Source organism: Iodidimonas sp. SYSU 1G8, from assembly GCF_039655775.1.
In the GTDB taxonomy this organism is placed as follows: Bacteria; Pseudomonadota; Alphaproteobacteria; order SMXS01; family SMXS01; genus RI-34.
In genome coordinates this window covers 1,026,616-1,051,010 of record NZ_JBBYXJ010000001.1, presented here as the reverse complement: position 1 = coordinate 1,051,010, position 24,395 = coordinate 1,026,616, and the positions used below count along the sequence as shown (strand labels likewise).

The 24,395-nt window shown below is 65.2% G+C and carries 19 protein-coding genes; 10 read left to right on the top strand and 9 right to left on the bottom strand.

Going from position 1 to position 24,395, the window contains the following annotated elements:
* Positions 1 to 248: 248 nt before the first annotated feature.
* From WJU17_RS05095 to WJU17_RS05085, 3 genes are read left to right on the top strand one after another with little or no spacing between them, the layout of a single operon-like run.
* Positions 249 to 2,867 (top strand): PAS domain S-box protein, encoded by a 2,619-nt coding sequence (locus tag WJU17_RS05095; protein ID WP_346326252.1) that lies wholly within the window; start codon positions 249 to 251, stop codon positions 2,865 to 2,867.
* The gene (locus WJU17_RS05090) at positions 2,864 to 3,307 is read left to right on the top strand and encodes a response regulator (RefSeq protein WP_346326251.1); all 444 of its coding nucleotides are present in this window, start codon (positions 2,864 to 2,866) and stop codon (positions 3,305 to 3,307) included. The genes WJU17_RS05095 and WJU17_RS05090 overlap by 4 nt, the downstream gene beginning before the upstream one ends.
* Positions 3,308 to 3,355: 48 nt before the next feature.
* The gene (locus tag WJU17_RS05085; RefSeq protein WP_346326250.1) at positions 3,356 to 5,200 is read left to right on the top strand and encodes a response regulator; all 1,845 of its coding nucleotides are present in this window, start codon (positions 3,356 to 3,358) and stop codon (positions 5,198 to 5,200) included.
* A 46-nt stretch (positions 5,201 to 5,246) separates the two neighbouring features.
* On the opposite strand, the gene WJU17_RS05080 is transcribed toward WJU17_RS05085, so the two are convergent.
* The 3 genes from WJU17_RS05080 to WJU17_RS05070 all read right to left on the bottom strand — a co-directional run bounded on the left by WJU17_RS05080 (position 5,247) and on the right by WJU17_RS05070 (position 9,287).
* Complete coding sequence (locus WJU17_RS05080; protein ID WP_346326249.1) at positions 5,247 to 7,247, bottom strand: PQQ-binding-like beta-propeller repeat protein; 2,001 nt, start codon at positions 7,245 to 7,247, stop codon at positions 5,247 to 5,249.
* Positions 7,248 to 7,329: 82 nt separating this feature from the next.
* Complete coding sequence (locus WJU17_RS05075) at positions 7,330 to 8,340, bottom strand: alpha-ketoacid dehydrogenase subunit beta (protein ID WP_346326248.1); 1,011 nt, start codon at positions 8,338 to 8,340, stop codon at positions 7,330 to 7,332.
* A gap of 17 nt (positions 8,341 to 8,357) precedes the next feature.
* Positions 8,358 to 9,287, bottom strand: a complete 930-nt coding sequence (locus tag WJU17_RS05070) for a thiamine pyrophosphate-dependent dehydrogenase E1 component subunit alpha (protein ID WP_346327398.1) — start codon at positions 9,285 to 9,287, stop codon at positions 8,358 to 8,360.
* 207 nt (positions 9,288 to 9,494) lie between these two features.
* Here WJU17_RS05070 and WJU17_RS05065 point away from each other — a divergent pair, with 207 nt between their 5' ends.
* A complete protein-coding gene (locus tag WJU17_RS05065; protein ID WP_346326247.1) occupies positions 9,495 to 10,340 on the top strand; it encodes an LLM class F420-dependent oxidoreductase in 846 nt (281 codons plus the stop codon).
* A gap of 1 nt (position 10,341) precedes the next feature.
* Here the strand turns inward: WJU17_RS05065 and WJU17_RS05060 are convergent, their stop codons facing one another.
* From WJU17_RS05060 to WJU17_RS05050, 3 genes are all read right to left on the bottom strand, one after another.
* Positions 10,342 to 10,797, bottom strand: coding sequence for a cupin domain-containing protein (locus tag WJU17_RS05060; RefSeq protein WP_346326246.1), 456 nt, complete (start codon positions 10,795 to 10,797; stop codon positions 10,342 to 10,344).
* A gap of 47 nt (positions 10,798 to 10,844) precedes the next feature.
* Entirely contained in the window at positions 10,845 to 12,554 is a 1,710-nt protein-coding gene (locus WJU17_RS05055) for an NAD-dependent malic enzyme (RefSeq protein WP_346326245.1), read from the bottom strand.
* A 184-nt stretch (positions 12,555 to 12,738) separates the two neighbouring features.
* Positions 12,739 to 14,289, bottom strand: a complete 1,551-nt coding sequence (locus tag WJU17_RS05050) for an AMP-binding protein (RefSeq protein ID WP_346326244.1) — start codon at positions 14,287 to 14,289, stop codon at positions 12,739 to 12,741.
* Between the two features lie 62 nt (positions 14,290 to 14,351).
* Between WJU17_RS05050 and WJU17_RS05045 the strand changes: the two genes are divergently transcribed.
* Together WJU17_RS05045 and WJU17_RS05040 are read left to right on the top strand one after the other, a co-directional pair.
* On the top strand, positions 14,352 to 15,530 hold the full coding sequence (locus tag WJU17_RS05045) for a putative 2OG-Fe(II) oxygenase (protein WP_346326243.1): 1,179 nt from the start codon (positions 14,352 to 14,354) through the stop codon (positions 15,528 to 15,530).
* 149 nt (positions 15,531 to 15,679) lie between these two features.
* Positions 15,680 to 17,671, top strand: coding sequence for a response regulator (locus WJU17_RS05040; RefSeq protein ID WP_346326242.1), 1,992 nt, complete (start codon positions 15,680 to 15,682; stop codon positions 17,669 to 17,671).
* Here WJU17_RS05040 and WJU17_RS05035 read toward each other — a convergent pair whose 3' ends face one another.
* Entirely contained in the window at positions 17,672 to 18,181 is a 510-nt protein-coding gene (locus WJU17_RS05035; RefSeq protein ID WP_346326241.1) for a hypothetical protein, read from the bottom strand.
* A gap of 164 nt (positions 18,182 to 18,345) precedes the next feature.
* On the opposite strand from WJU17_RS05035, the gene WJU17_RS05030 reads away from it, so the two are divergent.
* The gene (locus WJU17_RS05030; RefSeq protein ID WP_346326240.1) at positions 18,346 to 18,804 is read left to right on the top strand and encodes a cytochrome c; all 459 of its coding nucleotides are present in this window, start codon (positions 18,346 to 18,348) and stop codon (positions 18,802 to 18,804) included.
* Here the strand turns inward: WJU17_RS05030 and WJU17_RS05025 are convergent, their stop codons facing one another.
* Together WJU17_RS05025 and glpK are read right to left on the bottom strand one after the other, a co-directional pair.
* Complete coding sequence (locus WJU17_RS05025; RefSeq protein ID WP_346326239.1) at positions 18,805 to 19,491, bottom strand: cytochrome b/b6 domain-containing protein; 687 nt, start codon at positions 19,489 to 19,491, stop codon at positions 18,805 to 18,807. It abuts the gene before it with no gap.
* Positions 19,488 to 20,990 (bottom strand): glycerol kinase GlpK, encoded by a 1,503-nt coding sequence (glpK, locus tag WJU17_RS05020; RefSeq protein WP_346326238.1) that lies wholly within the window; start codon positions 20,988 to 20,990, stop codon positions 19,488 to 19,490. The genes WJU17_RS05025 and glpK overlap by 4 nt, the downstream gene beginning before the upstream one ends.
* Positions 20,991 to 21,013: 23 nt before the next feature.
* Between glpK and glpD the strand changes: the two genes are divergently transcribed.
* From glpD to WJU17_RS05005, 3 genes are read left to right on the top strand one after another with little or no spacing between them, the layout of a single operon-like run.
* Complete coding sequence (gene glpD, locus WJU17_RS05015; RefSeq protein WP_346326237.1) at positions 21,014 to 22,516, top strand: glycerol-3-phosphate dehydrogenase; 1,503 nt, start codon at positions 21,014 to 21,016, stop codon at positions 22,514 to 22,516.
* Positions 22,513 to 23,664: a tetratricopeptide repeat protein gene (locus WJU17_RS05010; RefSeq protein ID WP_346326236.1), complete on the top strand. Its 1,152-nt coding sequence runs from the start codon at positions 22,513 to 22,515 to the stop codon at positions 23,662 to 23,664. The genes glpD and WJU17_RS05010 overlap by 4 nt, the downstream gene beginning before the upstream one ends.
* Before the next feature lie 60 nt (positions 23,665 to 23,724).
* Complete coding sequence (locus tag WJU17_RS05005) at positions 23,725 to 24,393, top strand: aspartate/glutamate racemase family protein (protein ID WP_346326235.1); 669 nt, start codon at positions 23,725 to 23,727, stop codon at positions 24,391 to 24,393.
* The last annotated feature ends 2 nt before the right edge of the window (positions 24,394 to 24,395 follow it).

The window sequence follows — 24,395 nt, the reverse complement described above, 5'->3', positions numbered from 1 at the left end:
GACCGCGCGGTACTCAAGCACCCGCATTGATTGTTCGGGAGCCGGAATCGGAGTACCCTAGCGGCATTTGGTGAGGCCATTGAAGGTAGCGAGACCTGGCCAGCGATCATGAGGGTAAAGAATTCCCCATGGCAGGGATCGCTGAAAACGATCATGGGTTCTTGGGGTGGATTGTTCGGCGTCGCCGGCGGTAATGGCCGCCAGTGCCGGAGTTATGGTTTCGCCCGCGTTGGCGCGGAGTGTCCGGCATGACGCTTGTCACCAGACTGACGGGCGCCATGGTTGGCTTGGCCGCGCTTACAGCCGGTCTCATTGGTATCTTCGTCTACCGGGATCTGGAGGAGACGGTCCTGCCGGTGGAGATGCGCCGGCTCGAAGGCGACACGCGGCTGCTGGCCGATCATCTCGCCGATCATGCGGAAGGGGCCCGCGCCGACGTTCTCTCCCTGCGAGGCTCCGCGTCGGTCGATGGCCTCGTCCGGGCGCGGCGCTCTGGCGGACGGGATCCCGTCACCGGCTTGACCGACAAGCAGTACGAGGATCAGTTCGCCCAGCTTCTGTCGGCGGTGCTCGCGGCCAAGCCTGCTTATGTCAAGGCGCGGCTGATCGGCCTTGATGATGGTGGCCGCGAGATCGTCCGGGTTGATCGCCTGACCGGGGACGGATCGGTCCGGCGTGTCGCCCGTGACAAGTTGCAGCGCAAGGGCGTGCGGGACTTCGTCGGGGAAACCGTACGGCTCATGCCGGGCGAGGTCTATGTCTCGGACATCGACCTGAATGTCGAGCAGGGCAGGGTCGTGCTGCCAGCCATGCCGGTCCTCCGCACGGCAACGCCGGTGCATGCCGCCGACGGCACGCCCTTCGGACTCGTGATCCTCAATATCGACATGCGCCCGGCATTCCGCGAACTGCGGCAGCGCCGCCTTCCTCAGACCCAACTCTTCGTCGTCAATGGACGCGGCGACTATCTTCTTCACCCGGCCCCGCAGAACGAATTCGCGTTCGAGTTCGGTCGGCCGCGGCGTGTTCAGGAGGACATTCCTGATCTGAACATTGATCCGGAAGGGGGCGCCGCGACCTCCATCACGACCCTTGGCGACCGACGGATCGGGCTCGCCATCGCATCGGTGCCGCTGGCGGAAGGGCCGCGTATCTCGGTCATCCAGGCGCAGCGCTATGCGCACATCGTCGGCGCCGTCCGGGCGATCCGGGATTCCGCATTGCTGGCGGGGGTCGTCGCGGCGCTGATCGCGGGGATCGCCGGCGTCATACTGGCCCGTTCGCTGGCCCGTCCCATCATTCAGATGACGAACGCCGTTACTGCCCTGCAATCGGGACGTGCCGTCACGCTGCCCGTCGACACAGCTGGCGAAGTGGGCGTGCTGGCGCGGGCCTTTCAGCATTATGCCCTGCGGGAGCGCATGTTCGGCGCGGCCCTCGACTCTTCGGAAGATGCCGTCATTGCCACCACGCTCGACGGTGTCATCACGGGATGGAACCCCGCGGCGGAGAGGCTGTACGGCTACACGGCCGAAGAAGCGATCGGCGCCCCCGCGCGCATGCTCATCGAGCCTGGCAACGAGACATCGCTGGAGCGGAATCTGAAACGCATCCGCGACGGCCACGGCTTCCAGGACATGGATGTGGTGCATGTGGCCAAGGATGGCACCCGCCTGCTGCTCGAGGCGCGCGTCTCCGCCATCAGAGGGCCGGCCGGAGAACTCATCGGCTCGCTCGGCATTCTGAGCGACGTCGCGGAGAAGCGACAGTTGGAGGCCAAGTTCAGGCTGGCGTTCGAGGCCTCGCCCAGCGGCATGATCATGGTGGATGCCGGCGGCGTGATCGCACTGGTGAACCACCAGGTCGAGCGCATGTTCGGCTATCGCGCCGACGAACTGGTCGGACGCCCGGTCCACGGTCTCGTGCCGGTCCGGTTTCGCGAAACACACCCGCTCGACCTTCAGGCATTCACCGCGGCGCCGTCGGCACGCGCCATGGGCGAAGGGCGTGATCTCTTCGGGCTGCGCCGGGATGGCAGCGAGTTTCCCATCGAGATCACGTTGCAGCCGGTCGAGACGGCGGCCGGCCTGCTGGTGCTGGGCGTGATCCTCGACATCACGGAGCGGCGGAAGGCGGCGGCGGCTCTTGCCGCCAAGACGAGGGAGCTGGAGCGCTCGAACGCCGAGCTGGAGCAGTTCGCCTATGTCGCGTCCCATGACCTGCGCGAGCCGCTGCGCATGGTCGCGAGCTACACGGAACTGCTGGCAGAACGGTATCGCGGCTCGCTCGACGAGCGCGCCGACAAGTACATCGGCTACATCGTCGATGGCGCCAAGCGCATGCAGCGGCTTGTCAGCGACCTGTTGACCCTGTCCCGTGTCGGCACGCAGGGCAAGGCGTTCGAGCCCACGGACACGGCAGCGGTGGTCCGGCGCGTCTGCCGCTCGCTGGGTGACGCGATCAGGCGTCAGCACGCCCAGATCGAGCACGGAGATCTGCCCGTCGTGCAGGCGGACGAGGGTCAGTTGGGGCAACTTCTCCAGAATTTGATCGGCAACGCCCTGAAATTTCATGCGCCGGATCGCGCGCCGAGGATTACCATAGGCGCCGTCCGCGATGGTGCGACATGGATATTTTCAGTAGGCGATAATGGCATCGGTATCGACGCGCAGTATTCCGAACGAATTTTTCAGATGTTTCAGCGGCTGCACGCGCGCGATGAGTATGAGGGAAACGGCATCGGGCTTGCCATCGCCAAGAAAATCGTCGAGCGACATGGCGGAACCATCCGCTTTGATTCTAGAGTAGGCGAAGGGACGACATTCTATTTTACCCTGCTTGCGCACGGCACAGGAGATCGGTCATGAAACCTGTCAAGGTTCTGCTGGTTGAAGACAACGACGCTGATGTGGATCTGACCCGGGAGACATTCGAGGCCAGCCGGCTCAATGTGGATCTGACAGTCGCTTCGGACGGGGTCGAGGCCATCGAGATACTGACGCGTCGCGGTGTCGGCGGGGGCGATGGGCGGCCGGATCTCATTCTGCTCGATCTCAACCTGCCGAAGGTGGACGGACGCCAGGTGCTGGTCGCCATCAAGGACGATTTCGACCTGAAAAAGATTCCGGTGGTGGTTCTGACCTCGTCGGACGCCGAAAGCGACGTACTCGCCAGTTATCAGCTTGGCGCCAACTGTTTCATTACCAAGCCGGGCGACCTAAAGGCCTTTCAGAATGTGGTGCAGGCGCTCGAAGGATTCTGGTTCGCCGTGGCGACGTTGCCGACCGGCGCCGCCGAAATGACGTGATGACCGGCAATCCGTGTGCGCCCAGGGACGCCGGGAGGGGGGCGATAAATGAGCAAGATTGACCAGTTCCGACTGCTTCTCGTCGAGGATAATCCCGGCGACGCGGATCTGGCCGCCGAGCGTCTGGCGGAGGTTCCCGACCACCAGATCACCGTGGTCGATCGGCTGAAGCATGCGATCGAGGTGCTGGAGCAGACCCGCATCGACGCCGTTATCCTCGATCTCAATCTGCCGGATTCATCCGGCATCGAGACCTTCCGCCAACTCCGGCGGGTCAGCGAAAACGTCGCCATCGTCGTCTACTCCGGCGACAGCGATCCGGAGCTGCGCTTGCAGGCGATGCGCGAGGGCGCGCTGGATTTCGTCGAGAAGAATGCGACCAGTTATGGCGTGCAGGTAAGGGGGCTGCTGTATTCCATCGAGCGCTACAAGGCGCAGACGATGCAGCGGCAGATCGAGGCGATCATCGCGGCCAACCCCGATGCCGTCATCGTGACCGATTCCGCGCATGCGGTGCATTTCGTGAACAGAGCCGCCGTCGACCTGTTCGGGATTTCCGAGAATGAGTTGCTGGGAAGGACATTGGATTTCCCGTTGCGTGAAGACGAGGTCACCGGCATTGAAGTGGTGCGCGACGGCGAAAAGCGCCGGGCCGAGGTCCGCGTCGCCCGCATCGAATGGCATGGCCGCCCCGCGCTGCTGGCCTCCATCCGCGACATGACCGATCGGTATCTGATGGAGGAGAAGCTCTTCCAGTCCCAGAAAATGGAGGCGGTCGGACAACTCACCGGCGGTGTCGCCCACGATATCAACAACCTGCTGCAGGTCATTCTCGGCAACGCCGAGGCTTTGGTAAACAGCGACCGGGACGAGGAACTGCGCAACCATGCCCGCTACATCCTGCTGGCGGCGGAACGGGGGGCGGACCTGACCCGCCGTCTGCTGATCTTCGCGCGGCGGCAGACCCTGACGACGAAGGCGGTCGACGTGACCTCTCTGGTCAAACGCGTGGAGGCTTTGGCGCGGCGAACGCTGGGGGAGACGATCCGGGTGCGGAGCCGGGTCTCCTCCGATCTTCCCGCGGCCACCGCCGACGAGGCCCAACTGGAGACCTCGCTGATCAATTTGTGCCTGAATGCCCGCGACGCCATGGCGGAAGGCGGCAATCTGACCATCGCCGCGCAATCGATCCAGATCGACGCGGCCCGCACCAGCAATTGCGATGGTGTCGCCCCCGGCCATTATGTGCAGATCGCGGTGACGGATGACGGCACCGGCATGACACCCGATGTCGTCCAGCGGGCCTTCGAGCCGTTCTTCACCACCAAGGCACAGGGCAAGGGAACCGGTCTCGGCCTCAGCATGGTGTACGGCCTGATGAAGCAGCTCGGCGGCGGCGCGGTAATCGAGTCCATCCCGGGCCAAGGGACGTCGGTCATCCTGTATCTGCCGGCGAGCGTGCAGCGCGCGTTGTCCCCGGATGCCGCGCCCGCCGCGCGGAAGGCCCGGGGCGGCAGCGAGAGGATTCTGTTTGTCGAGGACAATGACCTGGTGCGTTCCTCGGTACAGGTTCTGCTCAGGCGGCTCGGCTACGAGGTGGTGCCGATGCCTGACGCGCATCAGGCTCTTGAGTTGCTGGAACAGGACAGCCGGTTCGACCTGCTGTTCACCGACATGATCCTGCCGGGTGGCTTGAATGGCCGGACGCTGGCGAACCGGGTGCATGCCCGCTGGCCAGGGATCCGCACCCTGTTCAGCTCAGGCTATACGGACCTCCACGTGCTGGAGGTCGAAGCGGGCGAGGAACCGCTGGACCTGCTGCAAAAGCCCTACAAGCAGGAAGAACTCGCCGAACGCATCCGCGCGGTGCTGGACCGACGCGCCCGCCGGTAGGCGCGTCTGGCCGATGCGTACGGAGCGACCAAATGGCTGCTGTTCGTCAGTTCTGTGTCGCCCCGGATTCGTCCTGGGGAACGGCTGTCTCGGGTGCCGCCGTCTCTGGCGGGGCAGGCCGGCCGATGGCGGGCGCGCGGGCCGCCTCGAGGACGATCAGGACGTTGCCCGCCATGCGGCCGCCATACAGGAAGCCGGAGTTCACGAACAGGCGGCCATTGGCGATGACGGGGCCGGCGGAATCCATCGATCCGCCATGGGCGGTGACGCCGTTCACGGTCTCGAAGTTCGCGCTGGTGTCGAAGGACCAGATGACCTGTCCGGTCGCGCGGTCATAGGCGCGTAGCCAGCCGTCGAAAGCGCCGACGAAGACCGCATCGGCGGTGACGGTCGGCGCCGCGGACAAGCCGGGATCGCAGCGCGGGCGGAGCTCGTCGGGACAGATATCCTCGTTGGGCGTGAACCAGATCTGCTCGCCCGTTACCGCATCGCTGGCGGAAAGACCGGGCCGACGCGGGTCCTTGGCGCGGCCGAAGAAGTCGGTGCCGTTGATCGGCGCGTAGACCGTTTCGTCGGCTGCCGCCATGCCCGACTGGATGCCGCCCGAGGCGCCAGCCGCGCCGGCCTTCTGGCGCCATATCAGATGGCCCGTATCGGGATCGATCGCGTGCAGATAGCCCGATTTCTGTCCTGCGAGCAGAATATCCTTCTTGCCGTCGAGCGACAGCAGGATGGGCGGCGCACCGAAATCAAAGTCCGGACCGTTTTCCGCCGGACAGTTGATCTTGTCCTTCAGGGCGCAGGCCATGTTCCAGGCGTCGCCTGCCGTCGCCTGATAGTGCCAGACGATTTTCCCGTTCTCCAGATCGAGAGCGAGGATCGCGTCGCTGGTACTCGCGGCGGGCGAGGTATAGCTCTCGCCGGTGCCGACATAGAGCCGGTTCCGCTTTGCGTCGATTGTCGGACTGTTCCAGATCGGTGCTCCCGCCGGATGCCATGTGGGCGTGCCGGCCGGGTTGGTGGCACCGGTCAGCCGCGGATCCGCGGGGATCGAGAAGGTCTTCCAGATGCGTTGGCCGGTGTCCGCGTCCAGCGCCGTGACGCTGCCCCGGAAGGTGCAGCATTCATAGGCTGGATCGGCGGCCGAGGCCCATTCGGTGGACGACATGGGCACGTATAGCCGGCCGTCATAGAGCGTCGGCGTGCCGCTGATGCGCGCGTTGGGGTGTTCCTCGACCTGTACCGCCCAGATCAGTTCTCCGGTCTGGGCGTCGAGGCGATAGGCCTTGGCGGTGGTGTCGCCGAAGAATACCGAGGGGGTCGCGGTCTTGTCACCGGCCTGCCACGGGCTGATGGAGATGGACGTCCGGACTTCCCCGTCGGCACGAAAGGTCCAGCGGGCGCAGCCGCTGTCCTCGTCGAGCGCATAGACATGGCCGTCCTGGCTTCCCACGAAAACCGCGCCGCCAGCCAGCGCGGGCTGTCCGCGCACCCGCGTGGCGTTGGGATAGGCGAAGACCCATTTCACCTGCATCCTCGGCAGGTCGGTCGCCGTCAGGCGCGCGGTGGCCGGCGGGATGACACGGGTGTTGCCTCGCGTCAGGCCCCAGCCGGGGAAGGCGGGCGGTCGGTCGAAATCAAAGCGCTTCTGCCATTCGGCGCACATCTGGACGGGCGCGGCGCCGCCGGTACGGGACAGGGTCTGGCCGGTGAGGAATTCGGCGAGGAGCACGCGCTCCTCCTGGGTCAATCCCTCGGATTGCCGGGCCATCACGCCTGCCATGGCATCCAGAATGGCTTCGGGACGACCGTTCTGGAAGGTGACCGCGTGCGCGGCGCCCGCGACGCCGCCCTCATGGCACGAGGCGCAGCGCGCACGGTAAAGTTCGGGGCCCGCGCCGGTGGCGCCGGCGTGAACGTCGAGGGGGTCGTGTTCCGCGTTCGTCGTCGACGGGACGGGCGCAGGCGGTGCTTCCTCCGGTCCGCAGGCCGAAAGCCCCGAGACCAGCAGCAGCGCCAGCCAGAGCCCGCGTCCTGAAACCGTCATTCTTTGCCTCCCAACAAAGACGAAGGGGGATGCTGGCATCCCCCTTCCGCGATTTCAATGTTTTGTGTCCCGAGGACGCGGTCTAGTAGTCGAGCAGTTCCCGGACGACCAGCTCGATCTTGGCCGGCGTTGGGAGGTAGAGAGCCTCGAGCGTGGGGGAAGCGGGGACCGGCGTGTGCGGCGCCGTGACCTTCTTGATCGGGGCGTCGAGATAGTCGAACGCGTCCGACGCGACGATGCTGGAGATCTCGGAGGCCACCGAACACATCGGATTGGCTTCGTCCACGACCACCAGCCGTCCCGTCTTCTTCACGCTCTCCAGGATGGTGGCGGCATCGAGCGGCGAGGTGGTACGGATATCGATGACCTCGATGTCGATGCCATCCTTCTTCATCCGGTCGGCGACCTCGTTGCAATGCTTCACCATGCGCGACATGCCGACCAAGGTGAGCGCATCGCCCTTGCGGGTGATGGCCGCCTTGCCGAACGGGATCGTGTAGGGCTCGTCGGGAACCTCGCAGCTGTCGCCAAGGAGGCCCTTGTGTTCGCAGAAGATCACCGGATCGTCGTCGCGGATCGCCTGGATCAGCAGGCCCTTGGCATCATACGCGTTGGACGGCACGATCACCTTGAGGCCCGGGATCATGGTCAGGATCGGGTAGATGGCCTGGCTGTGCTGCGGCCCGGCGCCCATGCCCGCGCCAATCATGGTGCGGACAACAAGCGGCGTGCGTGCCTTGCCGCCGAACATGTAGCGGAACTTGGCGGCCTGGTTGTAGATCTGGTCGAGGCAGACGCCGATGAAGTCGGCGAACATCAGCTCGGCCACAGGCCGCATGCCGGTCAGCGCGGCGCCCGCCGCCATGCCGATGATGGCGGATTCGGTGATCGGCGTGTCGATGACGCGGTCGCGGCCGAATTTGGTGGCGAGGCCGGCGGTGATGCCCATGACGCCGCCTGCGGCTTCCGCGCCGCCAGCCGAGCCGCCGGCGCCGCCCGCAACGTCCTCGCCGATGACGATGACGCGGTCATTGGCTTCCATTTCCTGACGCAGCGCTTCGTTGATCGCCTCGCGATAGGTCTTGAGTGACATGATCTATCTCCGATCGATCAGTTGTACGAGACGTAGACGTCGTTGTAGAGCGACTGCGGGTCGGGCTGGTCGTCGGCCTTGGCCTCGATCACCGCGTCCTCGATCAGCTGCATCACTTCCACGTCGATGGCGTCCATCTCCGCCTGGTCGAGCAGCGCCGCCTGCGTGACGCGCGCGGCGAAATGCTTGAGGCAGTCGTGATTTTCGCGCAGTTCCTTGGTCTCGTTCGGCGCGCGGTACCGCTGCGGATCGCCGGCGAAGTGACCCCAGAAGCGATAGGCCTTGGCTTCGATGGCGCTCGGGCCGCCGCCATTGCGGGCGCGCTCGATCGCCTCGCGTGACGCTTCGTAGACGGCGAAGAAATCGGCGCCATCCACGGTCACCGCCGGGATGTCGTAGGCTTTCGCGCGCGCCTCGATGCTGCCCGCCGTCGCATAGGATGCGGCCGTGAACTCGGCGTAGCCATTGTTCTCGAACATGAACACCATGGGCAGCTTCAGCACGGCGGCCATGTTCATGGATTCGGCGACCGTGCCCTGATTGGCGGCGCCATCGCCGATGAACGGCACGGCGACGCCGCCCGTCTTCAGTGTCTTGGCGGTCAGCGCCGCGCCCAGCGCCAGCGGCGGCGCGCCGCCGACGATGGCATTGGCGCCGAGCATGCCCTTGTCCAGGTCGGCGATGTGCATGGAACCGCCCTTGCCGCCGCAGACGCCGTTCTTCTTGCAGTAGATCTCCTTCATCATCGCCTTCACGTCGACGCCCTTGGCGATGCAGTGGCCATGGCCGCGATGGGTCGAGCCGATATAGTCGCGGTGATCCTCAAGCTGCTCGCAGATGCCGACGGCGATGGCTTCCTGGCCCGAATACAGGTGGAGAAACCCCGGTACGGTGCCGGACTGGAACTCCTGGTGCAGGCGTTCCTCGAACTCCCGGATGGTGCGCATCCGGCGATAGGCGCTCAACAGCTGCTCGCGGCTCAACTGCAATGTCGGTCTCCCCAGTGAATAATAGAGTGTGTTCTTTACTGTGGGGCGCACTGTAAAGGCAGCTTTTCGCAGCGGCAAGGGGACAAGTTGCCCGCCCGGACACCAAGCCGGTTGTTTTCCGCGCCGAGCCTGTTACCGTCCGGTACGAAAACGGGGAGAGCAACCATGAAATTGGGTATCGTCTTCATCAATACCGGCGCCAAATCCGGCGATTCCATCATCGAACTGGCGCGCCGCGCCGAGGCGTTGGGTATCGAGTCCGTGTGGACCGGCGAGCATGTGATCATCCCGCTCGAGTACAGCTCACCCTATCCGTACAACGAGAATGGCAAGATGGGCGTGCCGCCCGAGACCAATCTGGTCGATCCGCTGATCACGCTCGCGGCCATCGCCGGCGCGACGAGCACGATCCGTCTCGGAACGGGCGTGAACATCCTGCCGCAGGTCAACCCGCTGCTGCTGGCCAAGCAGGCGGCCGGTCTCGACTTCATGTCCAATGGCCGCCTGATGCTGGGCCTGGGCATTGGCTGGCTGAAGGAAGAGTACGACGCCATGGGCGTGCCGTTCGAGCGGCGGGGCGCGCGGTTCGACGACTATCTGCAGGCCATGCGCAAGGTGTGGTCCGGCGACGTGGTCGAGCATGAAAGCGAGTTCCTGAGCTGGCACAATTTCAAGTCGTATCCGCTGCCAGTCCAGTCCCCGTTGCCGGTGGTCATCGGCGGCGACAAGGGCAAGGCGTTCGAGCGCATCGCCAAATACGGCAATGGCTGGTACACGCCGCGCGGAAAGCTGGAGGATGTGATGCACGGACGCGACGAGATCGCCAGCGCCTGCCGCGCCGTGGGCCGCGATCCCGCCGAGATCGAGATCACCGCCATGTGGCACATGCAGACCGGGTTGGACACGGTCCGGCGCTACCGCGACGCGGGTATCCACCGCATGCTGGTGCCCGTGGTCGGCAAGCCGGCGGAAGTCATCGAGGCCGTCGGCGAGGCGATCGCGGCGCTGTAGATCACTTCCCGTCGTAATATTGGGCGAAGAAGTTCAGCTTGAGCTGATCGATCACCTTGTCGTCCTCGTCGAGGATGTCGAGCATCACGTCGCTGTCGCCCTGAAAGCTGCCATAGAGGAACATGCCGTCGGCGGTGGAATAGGGCGTGTGAATGCTGCCCGGCGGCTCGTAGGAAAAGGTGCCGGGAAAATGCAGCTCGGCGCCTTCGCGGTAGCCCCAGAGTCCGCCCAGCGTGTAGGCGATGGCGAGGCAGCGGTGATTGTGCTTGGCGAATTCGGCGTGCGGGTCCTGGCGGAACAGAAAGTCCACCCGGTGACGCGACGTATCGAGCGCCAGCACCTTGATGTAGTTGCCCTTCTGGCCCTCGACTTCGCGCCAGTCGACCAGGTTGGAATTGACGTTCTCGATGGCGCCGTACCGCGTGCGGGCGATCTTGTCCAGAATACCCCGATCCATGCTCGTTCTCCTCCCCAGGAACGGGGAAGTCTGAGCGCGGTCCGGCATCAAGTCAACGCGCGCTCGTCGACCGGCTCGATGGCGGGATAATCGGCTTTCCAGCGGCACGCCTCGATCCGTGACCGCAATTCCGCCTCGGTGCGGCGCGGGGCCACGCCGTCCAACTGCGCCTGCTGCGCGACGGCCACGGCGATCTCCACGCTGGTGCGGGGCAGGTCACCCAGTGGCGGCAGGAGATCGGCGCCGGCATTGGATAGGGCAGGGCATTGTGCGGCGAGCGCGCGCGATGCCGCCATCAGCATGCCGTCGGTGACACGGGTCGCCTCCGTCGCGGCAACGCCCAGGCCCAGGCCCGGAAAGATATAGGCGTTGTTGCACTGGGCGATCCGCAGGGTCCGGCCCTCGAACACCACGTCGGGAAACGGGCTGCCCGTGGCGACGAGAGCCCGGCCCATGGTCCAATGGATCAGTTCCTCCGGCCGTGCCTCGGCGCGCGATGTGGGGTTGGACAGGGGCAGGATGATCGGACGGGCCGTGTGGGCCGCCATTTCGCGGACGATGTCCTCGGTGAACAGGCCGGGCTGACCGGACACGCCGATCAGCGCCGTGGGCCGTGCGGTTCGCACCACGTCGAACAGGCTGATACGCTCGGGTGACTCGACAGCCCAGTCCGCGAGCCGCTCCGCGGGCTGCGCCAGCCGCTGCTGAAAATCCAGCAAGCCGTCCAGTCCGTCGTGCAGCAGTCCGGGCCTGTCCACCATGAACATGCGGGCACGGGCCTCGGTTTCGGTGAGGCCGTCCGCGACCATGCCCGCGACGATCTGCTCGGCGATGCCGCAGCCGGCCGAACCCGCGCCCAGAACTACGACCGTCTGCTCGCGCAGGTTCAGCCCCAGCACGTTGCTGGCCGCCATGAGCGTGCCGAGGGCGACCGCCGCCGTGCCCTGGATGTCGTCGTTGAAGGTGCAAAGCTGGTCGCGGTAGCGGCTGAGCAGCGGACCGGCATTGACCTGCGCGAAATCCTCGAACTGCAGCAGGACATTCGGCCAGCGTCCGCGCACGGCGGCGACGAAGGCGTCGACGAAATCCAGATAATCCTGGCCGCGCACGCGCTCGTGCTGCCAGCCCAGATAAAGCGGGTCCTTCAGGTGTTCCTGATTGTCGGTTCCGGCATCGAGGAAGATCGGCAGCGTGGCGTTGGGATCGATGCCGCCGCAAGCGGTGTAGAGCGACAGCTTGCCGATGGGAATGCCCATGCCGCCCACGCCCTGGTCACCGACGCCGAGCACACGCTCGCCATCGGTGACGACGATCACCTCGACCTGGTCGGCGCCCCAGTTCCTCAGGATCTCGTCGATCCGGCCGCGATCCGGATAGGCGATGAAGAGCCCTCGCGGCCGGCGGTAGATCTCGCTGAAGCGCTGGCATGCATCGGCGACCACCGGCGTGTAGATGATCGGCATCATCTCCTCGAGATGATCGGTCAGCAGGCGATAGAACAGGGTCTCGTTCCGGTCCTGAAGGGACCTCAGGTAGATATGCCGGGCAATGTCGGAACTTGCCGCGCGGAACGCCTCGTATGTTCGCGTCAGCTGTTCGCCAAGGGTCGCCACATGTGGGGGCAGGAGACCCAGCAATCCCAGTTTTTCGCGCTCCTCGATGCTGAAGGCGGTGCCCTTGTTCAGCAGCGGTTGGCTGAGCAGCTCGGTGCCGCGCAGGCTGGTCTGGTAGAGGTCGCCGCGATGTCGGGTGTGCATGATAGGCCTTCGGGAACGATGTGCGCGTCACACTAGAAGATAGGTGTTACAGCGCGGAGATGGCGGAGTGGGGAGGTCGGTCACTCAGGCTAACCGCTCGCGCACCCAGTTACCCCCGCAATGTCCGCAGGACAGGACAGCTAGGTCGACGGACATGCCTGTGTTTTCGCGCCGGCTGTGACGGTTACCAATAGGGCTCGCGCAACAGCCGTTTGACCACCTTGCCCAGCGCGTTGCGGGGAAACTCGTCACGCAACTCCAGCACGGAGACACGCTGTGGCTTGGCGAGCCGTTCATTGGCCCAGTTTCGGATGCTTCCCGCGTCGGCGGCGGCGCCCGGTCTGGGAATGACCAGTGCCAGCGGCGTCTCGCCCCACTTTTCGTGCGGGATGCCGATGACGGTGACGTCGGAGACGTCCGGGTGGGTCCCGATCACCTGCTCGATATCGGCGGGGAACACGTTGAATCCGCCCGAGATGATCATGTCCTTCTTACGGTCGAGAATATAAAGGAAACCGTCTTCGTCGAAGCGCCCGATATCGCCCGATCTGATCCAGACCCGGCCCGCCTCATCTTTCCAGACGAGCGCCGCCGTGGCGTCGGGCCGCTTGTGATATCCGGTCATGACGCCGCCGCCGCGCGCCACGATCTCGCCCGTTTCGCCGAACGGCAGTTCGTTGCCGCTCTCGTCGATGATCGAGATGTCGAACCCGATGACCGGGGTGCCGACCGATCCCCATTTCGCCTCGGCGTCCTCGGGCTTGATCATGGTCGCTGCCCCTTCCGAGTAACCATATAGCTCGTGGATGCCTCGTCCGATGCGGGCGATGAGCTGTCTCTTTGTCTCGACCCTCAGCGGCGATCCGGCCGACAGCATGACTTCGAGGCTCGACAGGTCGGCGGTCTCGAGCGCCGGATGTTCGAGGGTCACGATGTACTGGGTCGGCACCATGAAGGTGTGGGTGATCCGCTCGCGCTGCACCGCCGCCAGAAATGCGTCGGGCGAGAACGAGGGCAGGATGTGGAGCGTTCCGCCCGTGAACAGCACCGGCAGCGCCATCAGCCAGGTGCCGTTGGAATAGAGCGCGGTGGTGACCAGCGCGCGGCTTCGCCGCGAGAAGCGCATCTCGATCGCGTTGGACCAGGCGAAATGCAGCCGCGCGGCGTGACTCATGACGATGCCCTTGGGCAGGCCTGTCGTGCCGGACGAATAGATGATGTTCACCTCGTCATCGGACGCGTAGGCCACGTCCGGCTCCACGGTGTCCTGTTTGGCAAGCCAGTCCGTCAGGTCGCGCCAGCCATCCGCCGCGAAGCCTTGGGCGAAGAAGCCGTTGCGCCGGACGCGCGCCATGCGGTCGCGCACCGGCTCGATCAATGCGTGGGTGAGGGCATCGGCGAACAGCACTTGCGCGCCGGCGTCCTCGACCATGCCCAGGATTTGTTCCGGCGACAGCAGCGCCGAGACCGGTACCGCGCAGGCGCCGGACTTCAGGACGCCGTAGAGCACGGCCGCCGTTTCCGCGGCGTTCGACATGATGACGGCGACCTTGTCACCCTGGCCGATTCCCAGCGAAGCCAGTCCGTTCGCCACCCGGTTCATGGTCTCGTTGAACTGGCGCCAGCTCCAGCGCGTGTCGCCGCAGACGATGGCATCGCGGTTCGGAAAGTGGCGTGCGTGACTGGCCCAGATGTGGGGCAGGAAGACGCTGGGTGCGTCGAGAATTTGCCGCATGGTCGCTCCCCGAAACCGCATTATGATGCCGAGGCAATCACAACGGGACCCGCCGGACAAGCATGTCGAACCGCCAGCAACGCAGGATGCAGGAAAAGTCGCTCCGCAAGCAGCCCTCGGCCGCCGCCGCGCCGCCGATGGTGTCACGCGAGAACGCGGTTTCGGCCTTCCAGGCGGCCGTGCGCTATCACCAGGCGAACAGGTTTCGCGAGGCGGAGTCCCTTTACCGGCAGCTGCTGGCGCTGGATGACCGGCATGTGGGGGCGATCAGCGGTCTTGGCATGATCGAGTTCCACGCGGGTCGCTATGACGCGGCGCTGGAGATGATCCGGCGCGCCATCGCGCTGGGGGCATCCGAGCCCGGCTATTTCATGAATCTGGGCGCCGCTTCCGTCAAGGCGGGCCTGCCGGAAGAGGCCGAGGCGGCCTTCCGGGAGGCCATCGCCCGCGACCCGCGCTATGGCGACCCCTATTACGATCTGGGCAATCTCTATCTGGCGCAGGGGCGCGCCGACGAGGCCGTCGCCGTTTTCGATGCGTGCATGGTGGCGCGCGGCCGCGACTTTCACGCGCTGGCCTATCAGGCGCACGCGCTGGCCGCCGCGGGCCGGACGGACGAGGCCGGGCGCCTGCTCGACTTCGATACACTGGTGAAAAGCTACGCGTTCGCGCCGCCGGACGGTTATGCCGACATGGCGTCCTTCAATAAGGCGCTGTCACGCTACATCCGAACTCACCCGACTTTGCAGGGCGGCGTGATGTCGACTGAAAACGGGCGGCATACGGGCGAGCTGATCAAGCCGCCTCTCGGGCCCATGGAAGGGATGATCGCCCGGATCGACGAGGCTGTCCGCTGGTACAAGGCGCAATTGCCCGATGATCCGTCACATCCGGCGGTTCGCTGGGCGCCGGACAAATGGCGCCTGACCGCCTGGGGCGTGGTGATGCACAATCGCGGCCACGAGCGTCCGCACATCCACCCCAATGGTTGGCTGAGCGGCGTGTTCTATCCGCAGTTGCCCGCCGTCATCGACGACCCTGCGCACCGTCCGGAAGGATGGCTGGAGTTCGGCAAGCCCACCGGACAACTGAACGTCGCCGGCGGCTTCGATATCCGTCAGTACAGACCCGTCCTCGGCCAGATGTTTCTTTTCCCTTCGTACCTGTATCACGGTACCGTTCCTTTCCGGAGCGAAGAGCGACGGGTCTGCGTGGCGTTCGATGTGGAGCCGATTTACTGAAGCGCAGGGTCAAATCCGGTTTGTATCCGGGATTGTTCAGGCGTTAATGTTGCGGCGCAGCGAGATTTGACGATCCGGACCGTTGGACCGTTTCGCTGTCCTCGACCGGTTGCACCGCCCCGTTTCTGACAGCGATTGTAGAGCCAGGCTTGATCAACACGCTTCTCGTGATGAATGACGCGGCACGGCGCCACGCGATCCTCAGGGTCCTCGGTGAGGCCATGCCGAACATGTCCGTGACCGAGACAGCGGATGGTCATCTGGCATTCGTCCTGCTCACCGAGGAGAGATTTGACTGCGTCCTGCTCGAGGAAGGCCTGTTCGGCGGCGACGGGATCGACTTTCTGAAGCGGGTACGGTCCTATTGGGGCGGACGCGGTCCGGCTGTCGTGCTGATCGCCGAGCGGGACGATGAGAGCGTGCTGGCCGAGGCCATCCGATCCGGCGCGCAGGCCTGCATGTTCAGCGATGATCTTCGCGGCCCTGCTTTCCGCAGCGCCATCGCCGCGGCGATGGTTCGCCTGCGACAGGAAACCGAGCGGCATGAAATCCTTGCGGAACTGGAACGGACGAACGCGCAATTGTCCCGCTCCAATCTCGCGCTGCTGGAAAGCGAGCAGAGATTCCGCGGTGTCTTCGAGACCGCGCCCCACGGCATGGCGCTGGTGTCGCCGTGCGGCCGGCTGCTGATGGTGAACGCCGCGCTGGCCACCATGCTGGATTATACGCAGGACGAGCTTTGCGCCCTCGACTTTCAGGCCATCACCCATCCCGATGACCTGGATGCCGATCTCCATCAGGTCCAGCAGATGCTGGCTGGCAATATCACGTCCTTCCAGATGGAGAAGCGGTACCTCCGGAAAGGCGGCGAGGCGGTATGGGCGCTGCTGAGCGTCTCCATGGTCCGCGACGGCTCGGGAGAACCACTGCACTTCGTCTCCGAGATTCTGGATCTGACGGAGATCAAGCGAGCCCAGGCCGATCTGCAGCAGGCGCACCGGCTGGAGGCGATCGGACAATTGACCGGCGGCGTCGCGCACGACTTCAACAACCTTTTGATGGCGATGCAGCTCAGCCTCGAAGTGCTGCACGATCAGCCGTATGCTGACCCGATGGCGGCCGATTCACTGCGGATGCTGGCTGGCGCGGTGGAGCGCGGGACACAGTTGACCCAGCGGCTTCTCGCGTTCGCCCGCCGCCAGCCGCTCGAGCCCCGGGTGGTGGACGTCAACGAGATCATGGGCGATGCCTTGGTCTTCCTGCGCCGTACCCTACGCGAGGATATCCAGATCCTCGCCAATTTCGCCGACACGGTGTGGCCCTGCGAAATCGATCCCGGTCAGTTTCAGAATGCGCTGCTGAACCTGGCGGTCAATGCCGGCGACGCCATGCCGCAGGGCGGGACGCTGACGCTCCGGACACGGTGCGGGTGGCTCGGCGACGATGAACTGGGTGGCAAGGGCGGCGGGATCAAATCGGGCGAGTATGTCACGATCGAGATCAGCGACACGGGCACCGGCATGCCGAGCGACGTCATAGACCGCGCTTTCGAGCCCTTCTTCACCACCAAGGACGTGGGTAAGGGGACCGGCCTGGGGCTCAGCATGGTCTACGGCTTCGTGCGGCAGTCGGGCGGCCATATCGCTATCGTCAGTGAACTGGGTCGCGGCACCACGATCCTGATCCATCTGCCTCGTACATCGTCGTCCCTGGTCGTGACGGCACCTGTCCAGCCGGAAACGCGTGTCGCGCCGAAGGGCCTGGAAACGATTCTGGTGGTCGAGGACAATGACGATGTCCGCCGCACCTTGCGCGTCATGCTGCGCAAGGAAGGCTATACCGTCGAGGTGGCGGCGACAGGGCGGGAGGCGATCGATCTGATCGATACCGGGCGCTTCCGTCCGCAGATGCTGGTCGCCGACGTGGTGCTGCCGGACCGGATTACCGGCCGCGAAGTGGCTGAGGCCGTGTTGCTGCGCGTGCCGGAATGCCGCGTGCTGTTCATGTCAGGCTATGCCGAGAACGTGCTTGTCCATGGCGGTCGAGTCGATGCTGGCATGGTCCTGTTGCAGAAGCCTTTTTCCAAGAAGGACCTGCTGGCGAAGATCGACGAGCTTTTGTCGCGTCCCGCCGATCTTTGATCAGTGCAGGGTCGCCGGCACCTGGACCATGTCGAGCGTGGTCACGCCGGCCAGCGGATAGGTTCCCGAGCGTACGGTGAGCCGCAGGCCGCTGTCGCGCAGCGCCGCCGCCAGATCCCGCAACGGCGCTGCGGCCGCGCGCGCCCCGGCCGGTGTCAGGAAACGCCGAAGCAGAAATGCCACGTCGACCTTCACTTCCGCCTGGGCAAGGGCGATGGCGTCGAGCACCAGCAATTCATCGCCGCTGACCGCCGTACAGCAGGGCGCATGGACCGCGATGCGCCGAGACGCGCCGGCCGTGATCGCCTGCATCAGGCCATTCAGATGCTGAACCGCGTCGGGGGCGCTCGTGCGGTCGAAGGCGTTCTGCAACAGGGCGAGGGCCGCTGGCGCGCCCTTATGGCCGATCACCCATTTTCGCATCGCCCAGAGCACGAATTGATCAGCAAAACTGCGGGTGTCGCTATCGAAAGTGTGCACCTCGGTGGTCATGAGAGCGTCGTTCTGCATGGGATCATGTCCATTCATTGGTTCAGTCGTATCAGCTTATTTAATAATGACTCGCAATAGCAAGATAAAACGAGCCCTCCTGCCATATCCGCTAGCACCTTTCAGAGGGCGCGTTCCTCAGGTACCATCATCTTTGGAAGCGCACTCACCTCAGGGGAAATCATATGAAGATCTTTGCTCGTGCCACGGTAGCCGGCGGTTTGCTGGCCGCTGCGTTCCTGGTCCCGGCCCACGCCCAGGACGCCAAGCCCGAAGACGCGGTGAAATATCGCGAGGGGGTGATGTCGGTGATCGGCGGCCATACGGGGAACTTCTTCAGCATTCTCCAGGGCAAGGTGCCGCACAAGGATGCGCTGGCCTATAATGCGGACGCCCTGGCCGCCGCCTCCAAGCAGGTGAAGGCCGCGTTCGCCCAGAACACGTCGGGTTCCGGCGTCAAGACGGAAGCCAAGGATGCAATCTGGGCCGCCGGTTCCGACTTCAGCAAGCAGGCCGATGATTTCGAGAAGGCCGCCGTCGCGTTGGCCTCCGCCGTGCAGGCAGGCGATCAGGCAGCCATCGGCGCCGCCGCCAAGGGCGTCGGTGCGTCATGCAAGGGCTGTCACGACAAGTTCAAGGACTGATCACGCCAGGGTCGTGATGGCGGCCACCACGGCGCCGCCAGTCACGGCGAGGATCAGCACAGCAAGCCACAGGGGCCGGAACCGCAGGGTTTCGGCCCCTTCCACATTGGCGCGCCCGGTGATCATGGCGCCGATCAGGTTCTGGCGCTTCACGACCAGATAGAACAGGGCGGCCGCGATGTGGACGCCAAGCACGATCATCAGGATCTCCCACAGATCCTCGTGCCAGTGGGCCAGATTGTCGGCCGTGTCTTCCTGCACGAGGCTGCTCAGCGGCCCGCTTGGCCCGGCGCCCCACAGATCGGCGTCGGCGGCGAACAATCCCATCAGCGGCATGGCCAGCAGCATGGCCAGCATCAGAACGACCGACCAGCCGCCCAGAGGATTGTGCCCGGCTTCCTGCCGCGACTGGCGGGAGACCATGCCGCGCAGATAGCGCGCGACGGCGACGGGGCCTTTGACGAAGTGGCTGAACCGGGCGGTGGTGCTGCCGACAAAGCCCCAGAGAATGCGGAACAGGACCAGCGCCAGAATGGTGCACCCGCTCCAGATGTGGATGTCCAGCGGGTCGAGGCCGGCCAGTTCCGTGCGATCCAGCCGCTCGCCGCTCCACCATGAGATACCGACAAGCACGATGATACCGATGTGGAACAGCCGGATCGGCAGATCCCAGACCTTGGTTTTCATGACATGGGCTCCTGTCCAAAATCACTAACCGAACGGCGAACGGCCTGCGTCCATCCATCGACCAGCCGCTTGCGTTCCCCCGCCGACATAGCCGGCGCGAAGCGCGCCGCGCGTTGCCAGAGCAGGGCGGCTTCGTCAGGCGACTCCCAAAGGCCGTGACCCAGTCCGGCCAGCAACGCGGCGCCGAGCGCGGTGATCTCGGTGGTGTGCGGGCGCTCGACCGGCGCGTCGGTGATGTCACTGAGGAACTGCAGCAGCCAGTCGTTCGCGGCCATGCCGCCATCGACGCGGATCTCGGCAACGTCGCCCTGATAGTCGGCGCGCATGGCCCTGAGCAGGTCGTCGGTCTGGTAGCAGGCGGCTTCCAGCGCGGCCCGCGCCAGATGCGCCGGCCCTGTGTTGCGGGTCAGTCCGGTGATCAGTCCGCGGGCGTCCGGGTCCCACCAGGGCGCGCCCAGTCCGGTAAAGGCGGGGACCATGTAGACGCCTTCATTGTCCGGCAGCGACTGGGCCAGCGCCGCGCTTTCCGACGACGTGCCGATGATGCCGAGCCCGTCGCGCAGCCACTGGATGGCCGCGCCGGCGATGAAGATGCTGCCTTCCAGCGCATAGGTCGGCACCCCATCAAGGCGGTAGGCCACGGTGGTGAGCAGCCGGTTGCGCGAGGCGATGGGCGTGTGCCCGGTGTTCAGCAGGGCGAAGCAACCGGTGCCATAGGTGCTCTTGAGCATGCCCGGCTTCAGGCAGGCCTGGCCCACGGTGGCGGCCTGCTGGTCGCCGGCCATCCCCGTGACCGGCAGCAGGTCGCCGAACAGGCTGGTTTCACCGAGCGGACCAGCGCAGTCGGTCACCTCGGGCAGCAGGGAACGGGGGATGCCGAGCAGGGCCAGCAGATCGTCGTCCCAGTCCTGGGTGTGAATGTTGAACAGGAGGGTGCGCGAGGCGTTGGTCGCGTCCGTGGCGTGGCGGCCTCCGGTCAGGCGCCACAGCAGGAAACTGTCCACCGTGCCGAAGGCCAGCTCACCGCGCTCGGCACGGTCGCGGGCGCCGGGCACGTTGTCGAGCAGCCAGGCGATCTTGGTGCCGGAAAAATACGGGTCCAGCAGAAGTCCCGTCCGTTCGGCGACCATGGTTTCGTGGCCGGCGTCTCGCAGCGTCCGGCACAGCGGCGCGGTTCTGCGGTCCTGCCAGACGATGGCGTTGTGGATCGGATCTCCGGTGCGCCGGTCCCAGACGATGGTCGTCTCGCGCTGGTTGGTGATGCCGATGCAGACGGTGCCGAAGCCTTTTTCCGCAGCCTGCGTCAGCACGCTCCGGCACGCCGCCAGCGTGTCGCGCCAGATCTGCTCCGGATCGTGCTCGACCCAGCCATCGCCTGGATAGTGCTGGGTGAGATCGGTCTGTGCCAGGGCGACGGTGTTTCCGGCCATGTCGAAAACCAGCGCGCGGCTGCTGGTGGTTCCCTGATCAATAGCCAGTATGGCGCGTCGGTCGGTCATGCTACGACTATGCAATGGAAGACGTGCAAAGCCAATCGGTTGACCTGCTCGTCGTCGGCGGCGGCATCAACGGGACAGGGATCGCGCGGGATGCCGCGGGACGCGGCCTCAGCGTCATGCTCTGCGAGCGCGACGATCTCGCCGGGGCGACGTCCTCGGCCAGTTCCAAGCTGATCCATGGCGGCCTGCGCTATCTGGAACATTATGAATTCGCGCTGGTGCGCAAGGCGCTCAAGGAGCGGGAGGTGCTGCTGCGGGCGGCGCCGCATCTGGTATGGCCGCTGGAATTCGTCCTGCCGCAAGGGCTGGCCTCGCGCCCGGGATGGATGCTGCGCATCGGCCTTCTGCTCTATGACCGCCTTGGCGGCCGTCAGAAACTGCCCCGGTCGCGCTCGGTCAATCTGCGCGGCGATCCGGCGGGCGGCGTTCTCAAGGACGAATTCCGCCGCGGCTTCGTCTACGCGGACTGCTGGGCGGATGACGCTCGGCTGGTCGTCGCCAACGCCATGGACGCCGCGGCGAGGGGCGCGACGATTCTGACCCGCACCGAGCTGGTCTCCGCCGCGCGCGAGGCGGGACAGTGGCGGGCTGTATTGCGCGACAGGCGAAACGGACGGACGACAACCGTCGCGACGCGTGTTCTGGTAAACGCGGCCGGGCCCTGGGCGGCGGATCTCATGACGGACCGGATTCAGACCACGGAGCGGGACCGGCTGCGGCTGGTCAAGGGCAGCCACATCGTGTTGCCCCGCCTGACCCGGGGCGACGAAGCCTATCTGCTGCAGAACACCGATGGCCGGGTCGTTTTCGTGCTGCCGTTCCAGGAGCGCTACTCGCTGGTCGGCACCACCGAAGTCGAGTTGCCCGAGATGCCGGACACGGTCACCATTTCGCCGGAGGAAGTGGACTATCTGTGCGGCGCGGTGAATCGCTACTTCCGCAAGTCCGTGGCGCCGTCGGACGTGGTCTGGTCCTTCGCCGGCGTCAGGCCGCTCGTCGACGATGCCGAGAATGATCCGTCCTCCGTCACCCGCGACTTCCTGATGGATCTGGACGCACCCCACGGCGAGGCGCCACTGCTGTCGGTCCTGGGCGGCAAGCTCACCACCTACCGGGTTTTGTCCGAGCAGGCGCTGGCGCTGCTCGGGCCGCACCTGCCTAATGCGTCAGGCCCCTGGACCGCTCAGGCGGTGCTGCCCGGCGGCGATCTGCCGGAGGGAGATTTCGAGCGCCTTCTGGCCGATATCCTGAACGAATATCCGTGGCTGCCGTCCGGTCTGGCGCGCCGTCTGAGCCGCTCCTACGGGAGCCGGACACGCATGATCCTCGGCAAGGCGGGTTCGCTGGACGATCTCGGCGCGCATTACGGTGATGGTGTCTACGAAGCTGAAATCGGCTATCTCTTGCGACATGAGTGGCTCGAGACGGTGGATGATTTTCTGTGGCGGCGCTCCAAGCTGGGGCTGGTCGCGGCAGCGGACACCGTCGCGCGCCTTAGGGCACGACTGACGAGCGGAACCGGATGAGGCCAACCCAGATTCTTTCCATCACGGCACTGGCCTTCGCATGGGTGCCCGCATCGCATGCGCAGGATACTGTTCCCGCCGGGCAGACCATCCCTGTTCAGCAGGCGCCGCAAATCAGTCCGCCGGTGCGTGTCAACGCGCCCCCACCGCCTGTGGCGGCGGCTGACCGGACGGTCCGCCTTCAGGGCGTGGCTCAGGATCCGGCGTATGGTTTTTCGCCGGACAAGCCGATCCTGATCGGCGGGATGGCGGCACGCGACTTCGACCGCCGGGTCGAGACCTATTTCCGGCTTCTTCGCAGCGGTGACGGCCAGCCGCTCAATGTCCTGATGGGCGAGGCATGCTGTGCGTTCCGGCTGCCCGGGGCGCCGGACACGGTAAGCTTGCGGGTCGTTCAGGCCGGGCCGGACGGTGCCCGACTGTTCCGCTTCTACGTCAATGGCTTCGTCGAGGGGCCGTTGCAGGCGCCGCGCGGGCTGCTGGCGGCGCGGGACGAAGCATCCATCGAGACGATCGAAGGCGCGCTGGACAATCTGCGCGTCGGTTTCGTCGATGGCGCCATTCAGCAATTGCGACCTCTCGCCGAGGGCGGGGACACGCTCGCCCAGTATCATCTGGGCCGCATCCTGGCCGACCGACGCGACATGCCGGGCGCCTATGGTTGGTTCCGCAAGGCCGCCGAAGGCGGTCATTCGGTGTCGCAGGCCGCGGTGGCGGGCATGCTGGAAAAAGGCACGGGTGTCGCCGCCGACCGCGCCGCGGCCGATCGCTGGCGCCGCGAGGCGGCGGCCAATGGCCATGCCGGATCGCTGATGACACTGGCGCTGGCCGCGCTTTCCGGAAAACCCGATGCCGCGGCCACGACGCGCGCCGCCAGCATGCTGCAGCGGGCGGCGGATCTCGGCGACGCCGGCGCGCAGGCGGCTTATGGGCTGATGCTGGTGCAGGGAAGGGGCGTGCCGCGTGACACGTTTCAGGGCATGGTCTGGCTGAACCTCGCCAAGGAAGCCGGGGACAGGAACGCCGCCGACATCTATCCCAAATTGGCGGTGACGCAGACCTCGCAGACCATGGGCCGCGTCGAACAGGCGGCCCGGACATGGCGCCAGCGCGACGCCCCGCAGCCAGCGGTTAGGCTCGCAAGGTAGCCGAGGGAGACGGCGTAACTAAAACCGATATTCAACCGATGTTATCTCCAGAGTGTATTGATGCATATTGGACTTATTGGCGGAATTGGGCCGGCGGCCACCGACTACTATTATCGTAGGCTGATCCAGCTTTACGCTGGGTCAACTCATTCACTGGATATTACAATCGCTCACGCTGACGTCGCTACGTTGAGCGCGAACGCCGCCCGGGGGGCAGCCAGCGAACAGGCTGGAATTTTCCTCTCTCTCATCGGCAGGCTCCGCGACGCGGGCGCCCAGGTCGCTGCGATTACCTCAATGACGGGCCATTTCTGCGTTCGCGAGGTTGAGGCTCGGTCGCCTCTTCCGATCATCAGCGCCCTTCCGGCGCTTGAAGCGACTATAGCCGGGCGAGGACTGCATCGGGTGGGCTTGCTTGGCACCCGTGTCGTCATGCAGACTGGATGCTATGGCGCGCTAAGGTCCTCAGACTTAGTCATTCCTGCCGATTCATTCGACGACGTACATCAAGCGTATTTGGGTATTGCGACGAATGGGCGATCAACTGGAGAACAGCGTCGAACCTTGTTTGAAGCTGGCCGCGCATTGTGCGAGAAAGGGGCTCAGGCTGTGGTTTTAGGTGGAACCGATATGTTCTTGGCGTTTGCTGATCAAGATGTCGGTTTCGAGACCATTGATTGCGCCGACGTTCACGCTGAGGCGATATACCGAGCGTCGACGGCAGCCTAGTT

What these genes read in the sequence shown, in the direction of transcription:
- WJU17_RS05095 (WP_346326252.1), top strand. Translation starts at nt 249, where the DNA reads ATGACGCTTGTCACCAGACTGACGGGCGCCATGGTTGGCTTGGCCGCG.
- WJU17_RS05090 (WP_346326251.1), top strand. Translation starts at nt 2,864, where the DNA reads ATGAAACCTGTCAAGGTTCTGCTGGTTGAAGACAACGACGCTGATGTG.
- WJU17_RS05085 (WP_346326250.1), top strand. Translation starts at nt 3,356, where the DNA reads ATGAGCAAGATTGACCAGTTCCGACTGCTTCTCGTCGAGGATAATCCC.
- WJU17_RS05080 (WP_346326249.1), bottom strand. Translation starts at nt 7,247, where the DNA reads ATGACGGTTTCAGGACGCGGGCTCTGGCTGGCGCTGCTGCTGGTCTCG.
- WJU17_RS05075 (WP_346326248.1), bottom strand. Translation starts at nt 8,340, where the DNA reads ATGTCACTCAAGACCTATCGCGAGGCGATCAACGAAGCGCTGCGTCAG.
- WJU17_RS05070 (WP_346327398.1), bottom strand. Translation starts at nt 9,287, where the DNA reads ATGCGCACCATCCGGGAGTTCGAGGAACGCCTGCACCAGGAGTTCCAG.
- WJU17_RS05065 (WP_346326247.1), top strand. Translation starts at nt 9,495, where the DNA reads ATGAAATTGGGTATCGTCTTCATCAATACCGGCGCCAAATCCGGCGAT.
- WJU17_RS05060 (WP_346326246.1), bottom strand. Translation starts at nt 10,797, where the DNA reads ATGGATCGGGGTATTCTGGACAAGATCGCCCGCACGCGGTACGGCGCC.
- WJU17_RS05055 (WP_346326245.1), bottom strand. Translation starts at nt 12,554, where the DNA reads ATGCACACCCGACATCGCGGCGACCTCTACCAGACCAGCCTGCGCGGC.
- WJU17_RS05050 (WP_346326244.1), bottom strand. Translation starts at nt 14,289, where the DNA reads ATGCGGCAAATTCTCGACGCACCCAGCGTCTTCCTGCCCCACATCTGG.
- WJU17_RS05045 (WP_346326243.1), top strand. Translation starts at nt 14,352, where the DNA reads ATGTCGAACCGCCAGCAACGCAGGATGCAGGAAAAGTCGCTCCGCAAG.
- WJU17_RS05035 (WP_346326241.1), bottom strand. Translation starts at nt 18,181, where the DNA reads ATGCAGAACGACGCTCTCATGACCACCGAGGTGCACACTTTCGATAGC.
- WJU17_RS05030 (WP_346326240.1), top strand. Translation starts at nt 18,346, where the DNA reads ATGAAGATCTTTGCTCGTGCCACGGTAGCCGGCGGTTTGCTGGCCGCT.
- WJU17_RS05025 (WP_346326239.1), bottom strand. Translation starts at nt 19,491, where the DNA reads ATGAAAACCAAGGTCTGGGATCTGCCGATCCGGCTGTTCCACATCGGT.
- glpK (WP_346326238.1), bottom strand. Translation starts at nt 20,990, where the DNA reads ATGACCGACCGACGCGCCATACTGGCTATTGATCAGGGAACCACCAGC.
- WJU17_RS05010 (WP_346326236.1), top strand. Translation starts at nt 22,513, where the DNA reads ATGAGGCCAACCCAGATTCTTTCCATCACGGCACTGGCCTTCGCATGG.
- WJU17_RS05005 (WP_346326235.1), top strand. Translation starts at nt 23,725, where the DNA reads ATGCATATTGGACTTATTGGCGGAATTGGGCCGGCGGCCACCGACTAC.